This is a genomic window from Flavobacterium sp. LS1P28 (assembly GCF_003970335.1).
GTDB lineage: Bacteria > Bacteroidota > Bacteroidia > Flavobacteriales > Flavobacteriaceae > Flavobacterium.
In genome coordinates this window covers 111,780-129,424 of the sequence record NZ_RYDI01000009.1, presented here as the reverse complement: position 1 = coordinate 129,424, position 17,645 = coordinate 111,780, and the positions used below count along the sequence as shown (strand labels likewise).

General features: G+C 33.7%; 15 protein-coding genes. 10 read left to right on the top strand and 5 right to left on the bottom strand.

Annotation, left to right across the window (positions count from 1 at the left end):
• The 3 genes from EKL97_RS08990 to EKL97_RS08980 form a co-directional block, all read left to right on the top strand.
• On the top strand, nucleotides 1-1,485 hold a 1,485-nt coding region (locus EKL97_RS08990; protein ID WP_148103996.1), incomplete at its 5' end, for a gliding motility-associated C-terminal domain-containing protein.
• 156 nt (nucleotides 1,486-1,641) lie between these two features.
• Nucleotides 1,642-2,559 (top strand): type IX secretion system membrane protein PorP/SprF, encoded by a 918-nt coding sequence (locus tag EKL97_RS08985; RefSeq protein ID WP_126553448.1) that lies wholly within the window; start codon nucleotides 1,642-1,644, stop codon nucleotides 2,557-2,559.
• Nucleotides 2,560-2,569: 10 nt separating this feature from the next.
• On the top strand, nucleotides 2,570-4,510 hold the full coding sequence (locus EKL97_RS08980) for an OmpA family protein (RefSeq protein WP_126568689.1): 1,941 nt from the start codon (nucleotides 2,570-2,572) through the stop codon (nucleotides 4,508-4,510).
• A gap of 82 nt (nucleotides 4,511-4,592) precedes the next feature.
• Here EKL97_RS08980 and EKL97_RS08975 read toward each other — a convergent pair whose 3' ends face one another.
• Entirely contained in the window at nucleotides 4,593-5,261 is a 669-nt protein-coding gene (locus EKL97_RS08975) for a DUF4294 domain-containing protein (protein ID WP_126568688.1), read from the bottom strand.
• A gap of 83 nt (nucleotides 5,262-5,344) precedes the next feature.
• Here EKL97_RS08975 and EKL97_RS08970 point away from each other — a divergent pair, with 83 nt between their 5' ends.
• Nucleotides 5,345-6,433, top strand: coding sequence for a M42 family metallopeptidase (locus tag EKL97_RS08970; protein WP_126451681.1), 1,089 nt, complete (start codon nucleotides 5,345-5,347; stop codon nucleotides 6,431-6,433).
• 188 nt (nucleotides 6,434-6,621) lie between these two features.
• Here EKL97_RS08970 and EKL97_RS08965 read toward each other — a convergent pair whose 3' ends face one another.
• The 3 genes from EKL97_RS08965 to EKL97_RS08955 form a co-directional block, all read right to left on the bottom strand.
• A complete protein-coding gene (locus EKL97_RS08965) occupies nucleotides 6,622-7,575 on the bottom strand; it encodes a phosphoribosylaminoimidazolesuccinocarboxamide synthase (RefSeq protein ID WP_126568687.1) in 954 nt (317 codons plus the stop codon).
• Between the two features lie 98 nt (nucleotides 7,576-7,673).
• Nucleotides 7,674-10,022: a S9 family peptidase gene (locus EKL97_RS08960; protein WP_126568686.1), complete on the bottom strand. Its 2,349-nt coding sequence runs from the start codon at nucleotides 10,020-10,022 to the stop codon at nucleotides 7,674-7,676.
• A 49-nt stretch (nucleotides 10,023-10,071) separates the two neighbouring features.
• Nucleotides 10,072-10,884, bottom strand: a complete 813-nt coding sequence (locus EKL97_RS08955) for a Cof-type HAD-IIB family hydrolase (RefSeq protein WP_126568685.1) — start codon at nucleotides 10,882-10,884, stop codon at nucleotides 10,072-10,074.
• Between the two features lie 192 nt (nucleotides 10,885-11,076).
• Between EKL97_RS08955 and hmpA the strand changes: the two genes are divergently transcribed.
• Together hmpA and EKL97_RS08945 are read left to right on the top strand one after the other, a co-directional pair.
• Nucleotides 11,077-12,279, top strand: a complete 1,203-nt coding sequence (gene hmpA, locus EKL97_RS08950; protein ID WP_126553458.1) for an NO-inducible flavohemoprotein — start codon at nucleotides 11,077-11,079, stop codon at nucleotides 12,277-12,279.
• 11 nt (nucleotides 12,280-12,290) lie between these two features.
• The gene (locus EKL97_RS08945) at nucleotides 12,291-12,716 is read left to right on the top strand and encodes an Rrf2 family transcriptional regulator (protein ID WP_126459191.1); all 426 of its coding nucleotides are present in this window, start codon (nucleotides 12,291-12,293) and stop codon (nucleotides 12,714-12,716) included.
• Between the two features lie 47 nt (nucleotides 12,717-12,763).
• On the opposite strand, the gene EKL97_RS08940 is transcribed toward EKL97_RS08945, so the two are convergent.
• Nucleotides 12,764-13,714: a PhoH family protein gene (locus EKL97_RS08940; RefSeq protein ID WP_126451687.1), complete on the bottom strand. Its 951-nt coding sequence runs from the start codon at nucleotides 13,712-13,714 to the stop codon at nucleotides 12,764-12,766.
• A gap of 183 nt (nucleotides 13,715-13,897) precedes the next feature.
• On the opposite strand from EKL97_RS08940, the gene EKL97_RS08935 reads away from it, so the two are divergent.
• From EKL97_RS08935 to gldG, 4 genes are all read left to right on the top strand, one after another.
• Nucleotides 13,898-14,725: an S-adenosyl-l-methionine hydroxide adenosyltransferase family protein gene (locus EKL97_RS08935; protein WP_126568684.1), complete on the top strand. Its 828-nt coding sequence runs from the start codon at nucleotides 13,898-13,900 to the stop codon at nucleotides 14,723-14,725.
• A 58-nt stretch (nucleotides 14,726-14,783) separates the two neighbouring features.
• Nucleotides 14,784-15,080, top strand: a complete 297-nt coding sequence (locus EKL97_RS08930; protein WP_126459184.1) for a putative quinol monooxygenase — start codon at nucleotides 14,784-14,786, stop codon at nucleotides 15,078-15,080.
• Nucleotides 15,081-15,148: 68 nt separating this feature from the next.
• Nucleotides 15,149-15,874 carry a gliding motility-associated ABC transporter permease subunit GldF gene (gldF, locus tag EKL97_RS08925; protein ID WP_126459181.1) on the top strand — a complete coding sequence of 242 codons (726 nt, stop codon included), beginning with the start codon at nucleotides 15,149-15,151 and terminating at the stop codon, nucleotides 15,872-15,874.
• On the top strand, nucleotides 15,874-17,559 hold the full coding sequence (gldG, locus tag EKL97_RS08920) for a gliding motility-associated ABC transporter substrate-binding protein GldG (RefSeq protein WP_126568683.1): 1,686 nt from the start codon (nucleotides 15,874-15,876) through the stop codon (nucleotides 17,557-17,559). Before gldF ends, gldG begins: the two co-directional genes overlap by 1 nt.
• Nucleotides 17,560-17,645: the final 86 nt, after the last annotated feature.

Below are 17,645 nucleotides of genomic sequence, written 5' to 3'. Positions count from 1 at the left end.
CTTTCTGGTACTGATGTGATTGTGGCTCCGGGTACGCCTGCTGGTAACTATACATTGGTGTACCAAATCTGTGAAATACTAAATCCAAACAATTGTGATACTGCCACCGTTACCGTTAGCGTTACCGCTCCTGCTATCGTCGCTAATGATGATGTTTTTTCAATCGAAAATTGTACTTCAGTAGGATTGTTAGGAAGTGTTTTAATAAATGATTCAATAAACGGAAACCCGGTAGTGGCTTCAGCGGTAAACATCTCTTTGGTTTCTGGACTAAATTCAAACATTCAATTGGATAACCTTGGAAACATCAATATATTAAACGGAACAATTCCTGGAACGTACGTTTTAACGTATCAAATATGCGAAAAATCAAACACTGAAAACTGTGATACTGCTGTAATAACAATAATCATTAAAGATAGTACTGCGCCTGTCTTTGCATCATTACCAGTGCCATCAACGATACTATGTAGTACTACTCCTGATTTTGCTCAAGCAACAGCTACTGATACCTGTAGTTCTGTTACACTAACATTTGTTGACGCAACGGTTCAAGGAAGCTGTATTGGTTCCTATACGATAACAAGGACATGGACCGCTACTGATTTAGCAGGAAATGCAACTACTGCTTCTCAAAGGATCAGTGTACAAGATACTAACGGCCCAACCACAACAACTGAGTTTGCATCTAATATTAATGTAAATTGTGATGTTATTCCTTTGAAACCGGAACTTATATTTACAGATAATTGTTCAACTGTTTCCCCCGCACTATTTACTGAAAAAATTACTAACAGCTCACTTAACCCCTACTCAATTTTCAGAGAGTGGTCTGTTTCTGATTCTTGCGGGAATGTTTCTAAATTTACTCAAATTGTGAATGTAACAGCATCAAATAACGCCACACCAATTGTAAGCTCTGCGTGTAATGGTGACTCTTCAACAATCAATATCTTTAATTTGTTACCCGAGGGAACTCTAATAAATGGAACTTGGACAGATGTTGATAATACTGGCGCATTGCAAGGAAATATCTTATCGCCTTTTGGTTTGACTTTAGGAAACAAAGTTTTTGAGTATCGAATTAATGACGAAATGTGTCCAAAAAGCATCCAGTTAACAGTGAATATTAACGATGATTGTATCGTTTTAGGATGTGGAAACATAAAAGTCCATAATGCTTTTTCGCCAAACGGAGATGGTATAAACGAAGTATTTGTAATCGATAATATTGAAAACACAACTTGCTACCAAGAGAATACGGTTGAAATATATAACCGTTGGGGTGTATTAGTTTTTGAAACAAAAAACTATAATAATCAAACTAATAATTTTGAAGGTATATCTCGTGGAAGAACAACTATTAGTCAATCTTCTGGATTACCTACCGGTACTTATTTTTACATCTTAAATTACAGTGCTATTAATGGGAATGGCAAAGTGGAAATCAAAAAATTAGACGGGTATTTATACCTTAGTAAATAATCTTGAATTAATTTAAAAATCGGAGGATTCTTTTTTGTCCTTCGGTTTTAAAAATGAATTAGCACTATTCTTTAACAAAAATAGAATTGACATTATCCTAAATACCCTTTTGAACCTTTTTTAAATAATTAGTTCAAACAAAATAAAAAAGCAACTATGAAAACAAAAATATTTTTAATCCTATTGATGTTTACAGCATTTACAAGTTATGCACAACAAGATGCTCAATTTACACAATATATGTACAACACAATCAATATCAATCCGGCCTATGCAGGATCTAGAGGAGCATTAAGTATTTTTGCTATGCACCGCACGCAGTGGGTGGGTTTAGATGGTGCTCCTGTAACAAATGTAGCTTCGATTAATACACCGCTAAATAATAATAATCTAGGTTTAGGAATTTCTTTTATCAATGATAAAATTGGTCCCACCAATGAAAATACTATTTCTGCCGATTTTTCATATACCATACAAACCTCAGAAACATTTAAACTTTCTTTTGGCATAAAAGGTACCGCAAATTTATTCAATTTGGATATATCTAAATTAAATCCTGTAGATGCTTATCCTGTAGACCAAAGTATACAAAATATTGATAATAAGTTTTCTCCAAATATTGGTACAGGTGTTTATTTACATTCGGATAAAGCGTATGTAGGTTTTTCTATTCCTAACTTTATCGAATCAGACCGCTATGATAATAATGAAGTTGCCATATTCAAAGAAAAAATAAATTATTATTTAATTGCAGGATATATATTTGATTTAAATAGAACCATAAAATTTAAACCCGCGGTTCTGTCAAAATTTATTGAAGGTGCTCCTCTTCAAGTCGATATTTCAGGAAACTTTATGTTTAACGAGAAATTTGTCGTTGGTATTGCCTACAGATGGAGTGCTGCACTTAGTGCTATGGTTGGTTTCCAAATTTCTGACGGAATGTATATAGGATATGGGTATGACAGGGAAACCACTCGATTAAACAACTATAATTCTGGCTCGCATGAATTTTTCTTGCGCTATGAAATCTTTAAAAATAATGGTAAAATTATAACTCCAAGATTCTTCTAAAAAAATTAGTATGAAAAATAATATACTCCTTTATACAATTGTAATAACTGCTTTATCTATTCATGGATACTCACAAAAAGGGGAAGTTACTGTAGCCGACAAAAAATATGACAACTATGCCTACATTGATGCCATAAAAACCTACGAAAAAGTAGCCGAAAAAAAATACAAATCGGCTGATATGTTTAAGAAATTAGGAAATTCTTATTACTTTAATGCAGAGTTAGAAAAAGCAGCCAGATGGTATGGAGAGTTATTTGCAATGAATACTATCGATTTAGAACCTGAATATTATTTTCGTTATGCACAGTGCTTGAGATCCATTGGTCAAAATCACAAAGCCAATGATCTATTAGAACTATTCAATCAAAAATCTGGAAACGATAGTCGCGGCAAGATTTTTATGAAAAATGTAAATTATCTTGACGCAATCAAAGCAAATTCCGGAAGATATAAAATCGAGGATGCTGGAATAAATTCTATATATTCCGATTACGGTACTGCATTTCATGCAAATGAAATCGTATTTGCATCGGCAAGGGACACCGGAAGTGTAGGCCAAAGAAAACATAAATGGACAAATCAATATTTTACCAATTTATATACTGCCAATTTAGGGGAAAATAGGAATCCGGGAAACCCTCTCCAGTTCGATACCCATATAAATTCTAAATTTAACGAGTCTACTCCTGCTTTCACAAAAGATGGAAAAACCATGTACTTCACCCGTAACAACTATCTTGATGGAAAAAAAGGAAAAGATGCTAATAAAATTACTTTAATAAAAATATATAAAGCCACTTTAGAAAATGACAAATGGTCTAATATAACCGAACTTCCTTTTAATAATGATAATTACAGTACGGCTCATCCTACACTAAGTCCAGATGAGAAAACATTATATTTTGTCTCGGATATGCCCGGAACTATAGGTCAATCTGATTTATTTAAAGTAATAATACACAATGACAAAAGCTTTGGCACTCCAGAGAATTTAGGTGCTGTGATAAATACTGAAGGTAGAGAAACATTTCCGTTTGTAAATGATGAGAACGAAATATATTTTGCATCAGACGGCCATCCTGGCTTAGGAGGTTTAGATGTTTTTGTTGCCGCTATAAATCCCAATGGAACTTTTGGTGAGGTACAAAATGTGGGGGCAGATATTAATTCTCCAAAAGATGATTTTGCCTACCTAATTGATACAAAATCAAGAAAAGGTTTTTTTTCTTCCAATAGAGATGGTGGTTTAGGATATGATGATATTTATAAATTTTCAGAACTGAAAAAAATTATTTGCCAACAGTTATTATATGGTGAGATCACTGATATTGCTACAAAAGAATTCCTTCCGAACACTAAAATTACTCTATTTGACAATCATTTTAACATTGTAAATACAACCCTTTCAGATGATAAAGCTAATTATTTTTTTCCTATTGAATGTGGTAAAACATATTACGTAAGGGCTCAAAAACCTGAATATACTGCAAAAGAACAAAAGATTACAATAGCTGATGAAAATGGAAAGACATACGTACCAATCGCATTAGAAGATGCAAAGTGCAAAGTAACCATAGGGGATGATTTAGGAAAATGTTTTAATATAAAAATGATTTATTTTGATCTGGATAAATCAAATATCAGGCAAGAGGCAGCTTTTGATTTAGAAAAAATATTAGATGTTTTAAATCAAAACCCAACGATGAAGCTTGATATTCGTTCTCATACAGATAGCAGACAAACGTTCAAATACAATGAAGCGTTATCTGACAGAAGAGCTAAATCTACTATTAACTGGCTGATAAAAAATGGAGTACATACAAGCAGATTAATTGGAAAAGGATATGGTGAAACCCAACTGGTAAACAAATGTGTAGACGATCTAGAGTGCACTGAGGAGGAGCATCAACTTAACAGAAGAAGTGAATTTATTATTACTGATTTATAAAAAAAATTATCAAAGTAGCTCCTACACTTCTAATTATGCTGCAACATTATCTTTATAGAAATAGGAACAGAAAACGATGGTATTATTTAATTGCCCTGCTAACCCAAGCATCGTTCAAGCTGTCATAATTAATAGGCTGTGCCGGAGTTTGATTTTGTAATCTTCCTGAATCAAATCCTCGTACTAGTATAGTTTCTATTAAATAATCCTCGTTGACATAGTAGGGTTCGTATTTTGTTTTTAGATTAATGTCAAACATGCTTGCTGCAGTATTGGACCAAAAAGCTTTCCAGCCACTTTTAAGGTTTTTTACTAACTCATAAGTGGTAGTGCCTGTTTGACGGTGAATTAACTTTACCAATATTTGACCTTGTTTACGAGATAGCTTTTTAAGTTTAGCTTCGAACTCCTCACTCAAATAACTTTCTACTATCTTAAAGTATTTTTTTTTCTCCTTATTTGTTTTAAGGTTTGCCATTCCTTTATTAAGAATCGTCAATCGCTCCGAAGCTAATTTTGCATAAGGATACGTTTTATAAACCCGACTTTGAAGTAATAAAAATTGCTTTCTTGCTTCAGGATCCATTTTTCCCTTATAAATTATTATTTCTGGTAATTGAATGGTGTCATTAAGAATCAATTCGTCATCTTCTAACTCATGCCCTATTTTTGTAGTATCCTGCGGTATTACCTGTGCATTAACAGACAAAGTTATCAATAGAAAAAACAACAAAAATTTAATTAGCTTCATATTAGGAAAGTTTAATTGCCAAAATTATACATTATATACGCAACTGTAATGCCAAATTTATAATTTAGCAAAAAAATAATTTTATGAGCACAAAATCAATATTAAACAAGTCGTCACTTGAGTTTTTAGAAAACTATCTTAATAATGCCTCGCCTACCGGTTATGAAAGTGGTGGACAAAAATTATGGATGGATTATTTAAAACCTTACGTTGATACTTTTATAACAGATACTTACGGCACAGCGGTAGGAATTATAAATCCTGATGCACCTTATAAAGTAGTAATTGAAGGTCATGCGGATGAAATTTCATGGTACGTAAATTACATTACAGACGATGGATTAATCTACGTGATCAGAAATGGTGGTTCCGATCACCAAATAGCCCCTTCAAAACGCGTCAATATTCATACTAAAACAGGAATTGTAAAAGGTGTTTTTGGCTGGCCAGCGATTCATACCCGCAATCGAGGAAAAGAAGAAGTGGTTAAAGTAGACAATCTATTTATTGACATCGGCTGTGAAACAAAGGAGCAAGTAGATAAAATGGGCGTTCATGTAGGCTGCGTGATTACCTATCCTGATGAATTCATGATTTTGAACGAAAATAAATTTGTTTGTCGCGCCATTGATAACCGTATGGGTGGGTTTATGATTGCCGAAGTGGCTCGTTTGCTGCACGAAAACAAAATAAAACTTCCTTTTGGATTGTATATTACGAATTCAGTTCAGGAAGAAGTAGGGCTTCGCGGTGCCGAAATGATTACCAAAACCATCAAACCAAACGTAGCGATCGTAACCGATGTTTGTCATGACTCTACTACTCCAATGATTGAAAAGAAAATTGAAGGAGATACAAAAATTGGTAAAGGTCCTGTAGTTACTTACGCTCCTGCTGTTCAAAATAATTTGAGAGAATTAATTTTAGAAACCGCCATGGCAAACGAAATTCCGTTCCAAAGATTAGCTTCATCTCGTGTTACGGGTACTGATACCGATGCTTTTGCGTATAGTAATGGCGGCGTAGCTTCTGCATTAATATCGTTGCCGTTGCGATATATGCACACCACGGTTGAAATGGTGCATCGTGACGATGTTGAAAATGTAATTAAATTAATTTATGAAACCCTATTGAAGTTAGAAAACGAAGAAACATTCTCTTATTTTAAATAGTTTTAGGAGCTAATCCCGCTATCCGTTTTAAATGAAATTCACTGAACTCAAATAAAAATAAAAGTATAGTGAAGTAATCTTTTCCTTTTTGGCAGCAAAAAGGAAAAGAATTTCCACTTTTATCGGGGCTAAAAACCGCAATTCATAATTATGAATTGCGGTTTTGCATTTATCTTTTAAAAAAACAATTATCTATTGGCTAGATATTCCAAAACATTTTTCTCGATTCTTTCGTCTATAGTACTGATGTCTGCTTTTACAAATTTCTCTCCTAGGATATTTTCATACAATTCAATATATCTTTCAGAAACTGTTTGAATGTATTCGTCCGTCATATCAGGAATTTGTTGTCCTTCTAATCCTTGAAAACCATTTTCGATTAACCAACGACGAACAAACTCTTTCGATAATTGTTTTTGTTCCTCACCGTTGTTTTGGCGTTCCTGATATCCTTCAGCATAAAAATAACGAGAAGAATCCGGCGTATGAATTTCGTCAATCAAGACAATTACCCCTTCTTTGGTTTTTCCAAATTCATATTTGGTGTCAACCAAAATCAAACCACGACTGGCTGCAATTTCAGTTCCCCTTTGAAACAAATCTCTCGTGAATTTCTCTAAAACCACATAATCTTCTTCAGAAACAATTCCTTTCGATAAAATATCCTCACGAGAAATATCAGCGTCATGTTCGCCATTATCCGCTTTGGTAGTCGGAGTAATAATAGGTTCTGGGAATTTATCATTTTCTTTCAAATAGTCAGGCATTGAAACTCCGCAAATTTCTCTTTTTCCAAGAGCATATTCTCTGGCAGCATGACCAGAAAGATAGCCCCGAATGACCATTTCTACTTTAAAAGGGACGCATAAATGCCCTACCGCCACATTAGGATCAGGAGTTGCAATCAACCAGTTAGGAACAATATCCTGCGTCAGCTCCATGAATTTAGTAGCAATTTGGTTTAGAATCTGACCTTTATATGGAATTCCTTTTGGCAAAACTACATCAAAAGCCGAAAGCCGATCCGTAGCTACCATTACCAAAAGTTCATCATTGATATTATATACTTCTCTTACTTTACCGCGGTAAACAGATTGCTGGTTTGGAAAATTAAAATCAGTAGTTGTGATGGTGTTGCTCATTATACTAGTTGTGTGTGTTTTTGTTCTTGCAAATTTAAAACTATTTCATAGAGTTTTGCAAAGAAGCGAACTCATAAATTTCACTTTTATCTCTAAAATTATTTTTTAAGCAACGTATCGTTGAATAAGTTTAAGATTCGGCCGTATTCGTCAACCCAAGAATAGGTTTCTTTAAAACCATGTGCCTCCACTGGAAAACTGGATAAACTCCATTTTTTCTTCCCTAATTCGATAAAACGCTGAGACAAACGAACAATATCTTTGTACTCTACATTATCATCTACCATTCCGTGAAGCATCAATAAATCGCCTTCTAAATTATCTGCAAAATAGATTGGAGAACTTTTTTTGTAAGCATCCGGATCCGTTTCTGGAAAATTAAGAATATTTCCAGTATAACCATGATTGTAATGCGCCCAATCTGTAACGGAACGCAATGCAGCTCCAGAAGCAAACTCTTTAGGCGTCGTCAACATTCCCATCAACGTGATGAAACCGCCGTAAGAACCGCCATAAATCCCAACTCTTGTCGCATCGATTCCATGATTTTCAACTAGGTATTTCTTTCCGTCAATTTGATCTGTTAAGTCCTTCCCGCCCATAAAACGGTAAATTCCTGTTCTAAAATCACGCCCATATCCATCGCTGCCTCTATAATCAATATCTAAAACAGTATAGCCTAAATCGACCAATAAATTATGAAACATGTATTCTCTGTGGTAGGTACTCCAATAGTTATGCGCGTTTTGCAAATAACCGGCACCATGAACAAACAAGACAGCTGCTTTATTCGCATTGGCAGTTTGCGGCTTATACAATCTCGCATTTACGGGAGTTCCATCCTGCGCTTTGAAAGTAATCACTTCCGGTTCACGCCAAGAATATCCTTTGAAACTTTCCGATGTTGAAGCCGTAATCTGATTTAAGTTTGTATTCTTTTTATTAGGCGCTACATACAATTCCCAAGGTTTATTTTTATACGAATAACGAACTAATAATGTACTTTCGTCTGGAGACAAACTCACTTCATGAGCACCATCTTTGGTTAAAATTGGTTGTAAAACCGGATTTCTAACTTCTAATTTATAGAAATTTCTGTTTCCTGGATGCGTAGTCGTTGTGGTTAAATAAAAAGACTTTTTATCTTTTGCTAAACTCACGTTGCGCACTTCCCAATTTCCTTTGGTCAATTGTGTTTTCTTTTTTGATTTTAAATTATAGCTGTACAAATGCGAATAACCAGTTTCTTCGGATTGAAAATAAGCAGTTTCATTGTCTCCCAAAAATCCCAGCGTTCCTCTTCCATACGAATTAGAAGGAATTCCGGGCCCGCCAATCCAAGATTCGTCATGCTGATGGTCTAATTCCTGAAAAGTTCCTTGCTCTAAATTCAAACTTACAATCCATCGGTCTTTGTTGTCCTGACTTCTTATTTCGGAAATAGCGTAAGAGCCATTTTCATTGTAAATAGGTTCCTGAACTACAATCAGTTTATTCTTTTTTTCTGTTGTTTTTGATTTTTCATACCATTCAAAATACTTAGGAACATCCTGAATATGACTTAATGTTGAAAAATTTACGAAATAAACAGAATCTTTAGCAATGTTATAGACTCCAAATTTAGTTGCCAACAAATTATCTACAGAAACTTTCTCCTTTGTATCTTCAATTTGGTTGTAGCCATCAGCAGTTATGAAAAGTTCCATTTTTTCACTTTTACGTTCTGAATCTTCTATTAATCTGAAGGTGGCAAAGTTTCCTTTTGGATCCACTTTTAAGCTTCCAAAGGTATTTTTTTCATAATAATATGGCTTTGGAAAATCAGATTTTGTAGTTTTTGATTTTGCCAAATTCCATTTTTTCAGTGCTTCCTGATCTCTGACAAATTGGAATAATTCTGCTTGTTGGCTTTTCAAAAAAGACTCTTTTTCAGTGGTTTTCTCATCTGATTTTCCTTTACGAAAGTTTGTGATTTGAATGATAGAACCTTCATTCGTATTGAACTGAAAAAGATTTTCATTTTGCCTGAAATAAAGCACTCCTGGTACAGAACCCATTTGCAAATTAGCAATCGGACTGCTTTGTTGGTACAGTTTTTTCGAGATTTTACTTTTTACAGCATACGAAAATAATCTTCCCTTATCGATGTAATAATATAAATCTGGATTAGTTGTTTTTTTAAAATCTAGTTTTGAAAAAGCAGATTCATTTGCAGAAGCTAATTCTGGTTTTGTTAATCCATTTTTCCAAAAATAAGTACTTGTGCCCAACTCATTGTTTGGATTCCAATCAAAATACACTTTCTGACCATCTAAAGACCATCTTTCATTTTCAGGTTGCACACCTATGAAAGTATTTCCTTTCATGATTTCTTCCAGTTTTAACGTTTGACTTTGAATTGTTATGAAAAATAAGATACAGATAACGAAGATTATTTTTTTGTTCATTTGGTTTTAGTTTTTTTTGAAAATGGGAAAATATGGTTAGTTAAAAACATTAATTATTCAATAATTCCTGCGCTATATATTTGGCGACTCCGTCATTATCATTAGTTAAAATTACCTTTAAATGAGATAATTTATTTTTCAAACTATCAGGTGCATTCCCCATCACTAAACCTTTACCGGAAGAATTAAGCATCTTTTCATCATTGTAGCCATCACCAAAAGATAGTGCTTGCTGAAAAACAAAATTTTCCAGTTCCAAAATTCTGGCAATCGCAACACTTTTATCTACAGATTTGTCCATAAATTCCAGGCAAAGCGGAAGACTAAAAGCATGGCTAAAAAGTCCGGTATGATTTTCTAAAATTTGATCTCTTAATTCGATTAATTTTGAATGTCGATCGTGCGTAAAAAATACTTTTATAGCACTCAAATCCTCTAAGTTTTCAAAATCAACGAGTTCTGGATGATAATTTACTTCTGGTTGAAACTCATTTAATTTTTCATTGTGCTTGTTCGTTTGCCAAACATTTTCTCTGAATAATACGGTTGTAATTTCAGGATCAATATCTAAAGACAAGACGGATTTAACGGCCTCACTTTCCATATTATAAGAAAAAATCAGCTCTTTTTCAGGAGAATGTATCCGTGCTCCATTTGAAGTGACTAAATAAACAGGAACATCCAATCCTGCTACAATAGGCATTGCATCCAGATGATGACGACCAGTTGCTATAATTATTAGGTAATTTTGATTATGGAGTTCTTGAAAAACAGTTTTGGTGTATTGGGATATTTTGTGATCTGAGTTTAGTAACGTTCCGTCTAAATCGCTTATTACGACTTTTATTTTTTCTTGTAGCATCTTTCGGTTTTCACTGTCATTTTTAATATTTCCAAATTTATTCAATTTTAAAGAGAAACGCAAAAATTTATAAAAAGTTTAGGTTAACCTTTCTTGACGATATTTTGATAAATATAGCTATTTATTTGTTGTATTTTAAATACAACAAATAGAAAATGATTGCTATCTTTGTAAAAAATAAATTTCAATACCATGAATGCAAGTCAAAAAGAATTAATAAAAGCAACTGTGCCAATTTTAAGAACAAATGGAAATGATTTGATAACCTATTTTTACCAAAGAATGCTATCCAATAATCCAGAGTTGAAAAACATTTTTAATATGGCAAATCAAGCTAGTGGAAAACAACAAAATGCTTTAAGTGGAGCTGTACTTGCTTATGCTGAAAACATAGAAAATCCTACTGTTTTGATCAATACGTTAAAATCAATTGGAAATAAACATGTAAGTTTAAATATTCAACCAGAGCAATATGATATTGTTGGAAACCATTTAATCGGATCGATAAAAGAAGTCTTAGGTGATCTCGCAACAGTAGAATTAATTGAAGCCTGGACCTGTGCTTACAATGAATTGGCTCAGATAATGATTAGTATTGAAGCTGAAATGTACCAAAAAACAATTAATAAAAAAGGAGGATGGAATGGCTGGAGAAACTTCATAATCTCTAAAATTGTAAAAGAAAGCGACGAAATTAATTCATTTTACCTTAAACCGGAAGACAACAAAGAAATTGCTGATTTCTATCCGGGTCAATATATATCTGTGAGTACGTATATTCCAGAATTAGGTCATAAACAGCCTAGACAATATAGTCTGTCGTCTTATTCTAATAATGAATATTATAGAATTTCAGTAAAAAAAGAAATTAGTCAAAACACATCTCCCGATGGTATTGTTTCCAATGCTTTACATAACAAAAAGGAAGGTGACAGTATCGAAGCTAGTGCACCAGCGGGGGTGTTTTTTGCAGATCCAGACGCAAAAAATCCTTTAGTACTGGTTAGTGGAGGTGTTGGACTTACTCCTATGATGAGTATGGTTGAAACCAATAAAAATTCACTTCAAAAAAATAAAACAGTTTGGATTCACAGTTGTCGCAATGAAAATGTTCACGCGTTTAAAGATACTATCGAGGAATTAAACAACGAAAATGAGTGGTTAACTTCTTTCGTTTTTTATGAAACTTTGCCCGAATCAGAAACAAATGCTATCGAAGGAAGAATTGATTTGCAGCAAATAAAAGAAGAAATCCTTATTGAGGATGCAAAATATTATATTTGCGGACCGGCTATTTTTATAAAAGTTCAATATCAATCTTTGGTTGCACTTGGCGTAAATAGAGAAAATATTCTGTATGAAGAATTTGGCCCTCAATTATTAAGCCTTAATTAGTAAATTTTAATATGAAATTGAATCACTTTACCGATTTTAGTATGCGCGTTTTGATGTATCTAAATCAAAAAAAAGATACTCCACAAAGTTCTCTAGATGATTTAGCGACTACATTTAAAATCTCGCGAAACCATCTTATAAAAGTGGTTCAATTTTTATCGGCAAATCAATTAATTCTCACCAAAAGAGGAAAAAATGGCGGAATAGTGATTTCTGAAAAAGCAAGAGAAATTCGATTAGGCGATTTGATTCACCTATTAGAACAAGACGATACGCCCATCGTCAACTGCGATTCAAAACCTTGCATCTTTCAATCACACGATTGCAAACTAAAATCATTGTTCAATACCGCTTATCAAGCTTTTATTGAAAGTTTAAATCAGTACACACTTTCTGATATAGAATTCAAGAATTGGAGTGCTATGTTTCAGGATTAATAAAAAAAATTACAAAAGGAGGCTTTTTCACAAAGCCTCCTTTTGTTTTAATCATTATTCTCAATCATTTTGTAGGCATCAATTACTTTTTTAACTAATCGGTGTCTCACAATGTCTTTATCATCCAGATAAATGATTCCGATTCCCTCAACGTCTTTTAAAACCAATAAGGCTTCTTTGAGTCCGGATATGGTTCTTCGGGGTAAATCGACCTGACCTGGGTCTCCAGTAATCATGAATTTAGCACTTTTTCCCATACGGGTTAGGAACATTTTCATTTGAGAATGCGTTGTGTTTTGGGCTTCATCCAAAATCACAAAAGCATTATCCAATGTTCTACCACGCATAAATGCCAATGGTGCTATCTGGATAATTCCCTTTAAAATATAATCTTCCAGTTTTTCGTTGGGTAACATATCGCGTAAAGCATCGTAAAGTGGTTGCATATATGGATCTAGTTTTTCCTTCATATCTCCTGGAAGAAAACCAAGGTTCTCCCCTGCCTCTACCGCTGGTCTTGTCAATATAATGCGTTTGACTTGCTTTTCTTTTAGCGCTTTCACTGCCATAGCAACTCCGGTGTACGTTTTTCCTGTACCGGCAGGTCCTACTGCAAAAACCATATCATTTTTTTCCATGGTATCCACCAACAATTGCTGATTGGGAGTCATAGGTTTGATGATTTTACCACCTACACCATGCACTAAAATTTTATCCTGTCCTTGAAATTTTTTGTCTTCCTGAACATCACCACGAATAACACGCTCGATTACATTATTATCAATGTTATTGTATCTTGAAAAGTGCACCATTAATCGTTGAAAACGTTTTTCAAAGTCGTCTAAAACTTCTTTTTCACCAAAAGCTTTTAAGGTTGTTCCCCGGGCGACAATCTTTAATTTTGGATAATATTTTTTAATTGTTTCAAGATGAGTGTCTTGAGCGCCCCAAAAGTCTGTTGGAGCGATGTCTATGAGCTCGATTATTCTTTCGTTCAAATGAGGTAGTTTTTAAATTAAATTAAGTAAATCAATAAATTTGTTATCAATGCGAATAATTGTAGTATTAATTTGAATTTGTCTTTTGTTTTTTGCTTTTTTGAATTTACTATTATTAGCTTTGCGTTTCTCAAATTTAATGAAAATTAGGTTTACAAAACACCAATAGTTATAAACAAATTTATGTCAATAATTACCCTAACTACCGATTATGGCTTGAAAGACCACTTTGTAGGTGCGCTGAAAGGGAAAATTTTGTCTGAGTATTCCGAAGCTGTAATTATTGATATTTCACATGATATTGATCCATTTAACACGTTAGAAGCTAGTTATGCAATTAGTGCCTCATATGCTAGCTTTCCAAAAGGCACGGTTCATCTCATAGGTGTGGATATAGAAGCCAATAAGGAAAACCAACATATTGTGATGCAATGGAATGATCATTATTTTATTGCTGCTGATAATGGTATTTTAAGCATGCTTTCGCAAAAAATTGTTCCGCAAAAAATGGTGGCAATCAATATTCATGATCGTTTACCGAGTGATGCGGCTGATCTTGATGTGTTTGTAAAAGTAGCCTGCCATTTAGCCAAAGGGGGTTTGATGAACGTCATTGGTAAAGAAATACACACTATTAAGCAAGTTACAAATCTGCAAGCCACTATTTCGGATGATGGGAATTCATTAAAAGGTCATGTGATTTACATTGATCATTTTGGGAATGTAATTACAAATATCACTAAAAAATATTTTATTGAAGTCGCCAAAGGAAGGGCGTATGAAATTGTTTTGAAAACTAAAAATATTAAAACAATTTTGCCCAATTATTCCGCAATTGCCAGTTCCGATAAATATCCGATCAAATCATATGAAGGAGAAAAATTAGCCATTTTCAATGAAGCCGGTTTTCTTGAAATTGCAATTTTCAGAAGCAATCCTTCTAAAGTAGGTTCAGCGAATAGCTTATTGGGATTGAATTATAGAGATATAATAAATATAGTATTCAGATAGCAGTGTTCAGTAATCAGTTTAAAAATCTAAAATCTTTAATCTAAAATCATAAATCCAAATGTTTGTACGAATAGTAAAATTGAGTTTTCACGAGGAAAATATTCCTGCTTTTTTAGAAAATTTTGAATTAATGAAAGATAAAATACGAAATGCGCCCGGTAATCGTTTCTTAGAATTGTATCAGGACAAAAACAACAAAAGCATTTTCTTTACCTATAGTTATTGGGAAACCGAAGCCGATTTAGAAAATTACCGAAATTCCGAACTTTTTTACGATGTTTGGACATTCACCAAGAAATTATTCAACGACAAACCAGAAGCGTGGAGCGTGGATAAATTAGTTACTTTGGTTTAAAGTTTTTTAGTTTAAAGTTGAGCAACGTTAAACTAAAAAAACTTTAAACTTTAAACAAAAAATAAAACATGAAATCAATAGTTTTACGAGAGATAAAATCCTTTTTCGGTTCGCCCATCGGCTACTTAGTTATTGCCATTTTTTTAATTATTAATGGATTGTTTCTTTGGGTTTTCGAAGGAGATTATAATATTTTGAATACCGGATTTGCTGATTTGACTCCGTTTTTTACCTTAGCGCCATGGATTTTGATATTCTTGATTCCTGCAGTAACCATGCGTAGTTTTTCGGATGAAAAAAAACAAGGAACAATAGAATTATTGCTGACGAAGCCATTGAGTATTTGGCAAATTGTAAACGGAAAATTTCTTGGTGCTTTACTTTTAATTGTCATGGCAATTATTCCAACCTTCATCTATGTAGCCGTTATTTCGAGTTTAGGAATGCCGGAAGGCAATATTGATATGGGAAGCACAATTGGTTCTTATTTTGGATTATTATTCTTAATTGCAGCCTATTCTGCCATTGGGATATTCACTTCAACATTGTCGGATAACCAGATTGTGGCATTTATTATTGCCGTATTTTTATGTTTTTTCTTCTATTTTGGGTTTGAAGGGTTAGCTGCTGTTGTTCCAAATGTATCTTCCATAATCGCGTCATTAGGAATGCAAGATCATTTCAAAAGCATGAGCCGAGGCGTATTAGATACCAGAGATATTCTTTATTTTACCAGTATAACCGTTGTCTTTCTTTCATTTACTGTTTATAATCTAAAATCTTTCAAATCGTAATGACTACTTCTAAGAAAAACAACCTAAAATCAGTATTGATTGTCCTTGTCCTTGTAGTTCTTGCGAATGTCATAGGAAATTCCTTTTTTCATCGTTTTGATTTAACAAAAGACAACAGATATACTCTTTCTCCTACTTCTTTGACTATCGTAAAGCAAGTCCAAAATCCGTTGTCTATAAAAGTATATATGCAAGGTGATTTACCGGCTGAATTCAAGCGTTTACAACAAGAAACGAAACAATTACTGGAAGAATTTCAGGCCTATAACTCCAATATTATTTTTGAATTCGTAGATCCATTGGAGAATGATGACACCAGCATGGACAATATTAAAGACTTGTATCGAAAGGGGCTTACGCCAATAAACATAACCGTTGGCGACAAAGGAAAGCAATCACAAGCGATGGTTTTTCCTTGGGCCACAGCCGTTTATGACAATAAAGAAGTTAATATCCCCTTGTTGAAAAACATTATGGGTGCGTCAACTACCCAAAAAGTCATTGGATCTGTTCAGCATTTGGAATATTCAATTGCTGAAGGATTGAATAAAATTACCAAAGCCAAACAAAAGAAAATTGCTGTTATCAAAGGAAACGGTGAATTGCAAGATATCATGATGGCTAAATTTCTTTTGCAAGTGCGCGAAAGTTACCATATTGGTCCTTTTACTTTAGATTCGGTTGCCAAAAATCCGATTGGAAGTTTAGAAGCTTTAGAAAAATATGACTTGGCAGTTATCGCTAAACCAACTGAAACGTTTACCGATGCGGAGAAACAAGTTTTGGATCAATTTATCATCAACGGGGGAAAAACATTATGGTTGATTGACCAAGTTACGGCTGAAATGGACAGTTTGTACAATGCTTCAGGAGCTACTTTAGCGTATCCAAGAGATCTAAATTTAAATGATATGTTCTTTAAATACGGCATCCGAATCAATCATGATTTAGTAAAAGACGAACAGGGAAGCCCCATAAAACTAGCCACTGGAGAACAAGGAAGTGCGACACAATTTCAGGAATTCAACTGGAAGTTTGCGCCACAAGTGTATCCAAATAGTGTACATCCGATAGTTAAAAATTTAGGTGGAATCAAATTTGATTTTGCGAATCCAATCGATACTTTGAAAAATGGAATTAAGAAAACTATTCTGTTGGAGTCGTCTCAATATTCGAAAAAAATAGGAACTCCAACAGAGATCAACCTGAATAGTGTTGCCGAAGAAACTTCGCCAAATGATTACTTGAACAAAGGAAAGATTCCGCTTTCTGTTTTATTGGAAGGTTCGTTTCGTTCTATGTTTGAAAATCGAGTGTTACCATTTAAACAAAAAACATTTCAAACGACAGGAAAAGAGAACAAAATGATTGTGATTTCGGATGGAGATTTGATAAAAAACCAATTGGATAAAAACTTTCAACCCGTAGAATTGGGTTATGACCAAAGGTCTGGAAATTTGTATGATAATAAAGATTTCCTGATAAATTGCGTGAATTATTTACTCGATGATACAGGACTTATTAACATTCGAAGCAAAGATCTTGATTTACCTTTGTTGGATAAAGAAAAAGTTTATGAAAACTATACCCGAACACAAATCCTAACTATCGGGCTTCCAATTCTTATTTTGGTACTTTTTGGGATCTTATTTACTTTTCTTCGAAAAAGAAAATACAGCAAATAGATGTTAATAAAAAAGTTTCGAAACTAGAATAGTTTACGATATATTTGTAAAATGTAACGTATTTCGAATTTAGAGAAATACCTTAA

What these genes read in the sequence shown, in the direction of transcription:
- EKL97_RS08985 (WP_126553448.1), top strand. Translation starts at nt 1,642, where the DNA reads ATGAAAACAAAAATATTTTTAATCCTATTGATGTTTACAGCATTTACA.
- EKL97_RS08980 (WP_126568689.1), top strand. Translation starts at nt 2,570, where the DNA reads ATGAAAAATAATATACTCCTTTATACAATTGTAATAACTGCTTTATCT.
- EKL97_RS08975 (WP_126568688.1), bottom strand. Translation starts at nt 5,261, where the DNA reads ATGAAGCTAATTAAATTTTTGTTGTTTTTTCTATTGATAACTTTGTCT.
- EKL97_RS08970 (WP_126451681.1), top strand. Translation starts at nt 5,345, where the DNA reads ATGAGCACAAAATCAATATTAAACAAGTCGTCACTTGAGTTTTTAGAA.
- EKL97_RS08965 (WP_126568687.1), bottom strand. Translation starts at nt 7,575, where the DNA reads ATGAGCAACACCATCACAACTACTGATTTTAATTTTCCAAACCAGCAA.
- EKL97_RS08960 (WP_126568686.1), bottom strand. Translation starts at nt 10,022, where the DNA reads ATGAACAAAAAAATAATCTTCGTTATCTGTATCTTATTTTTCATAACA.
- EKL97_RS08955 (WP_126568685.1), bottom strand. Translation starts at nt 10,884, where the DNA reads ATGCTACAAGAAAAAATAAAAGTCGTAATAAGCGATTTAGACGGAACG.
- hmpA (WP_126553458.1), top strand. Translation starts at nt 11,077, where the DNA reads ATGAATGCAAGTCAAAAAGAATTAATAAAAGCAACTGTGCCAATTTTA.
- EKL97_RS08945 (WP_126459191.1), top strand. Translation starts at nt 12,291, where the DNA reads ATGAAATTGAATCACTTTACCGATTTTAGTATGCGCGTTTTGATGTAT.
- EKL97_RS08935 (WP_126568684.1), top strand. Translation starts at nt 13,898, where the DNA reads ATGTCAATAATTACCCTAACTACCGATTATGGCTTGAAAGACCACTTT.
- EKL97_RS08930 (WP_126459184.1), top strand. Translation starts at nt 14,784, where the DNA reads ATGTTTGTACGAATAGTAAAATTGAGTTTTCACGAGGAAAATATTCCT.
- gldF (WP_126459181.1), top strand. Translation starts at nt 15,149, where the DNA reads ATGAAATCAATAGTTTTACGAGAGATAAAATCCTTTTTCGGTTCGCCC.
- gldG (WP_126568683.1), top strand. Translation starts at nt 15,874, where the DNA reads ATGACTACTTCTAAGAAAAACAACCTAAAATCAGTATTGATTGTCCTT.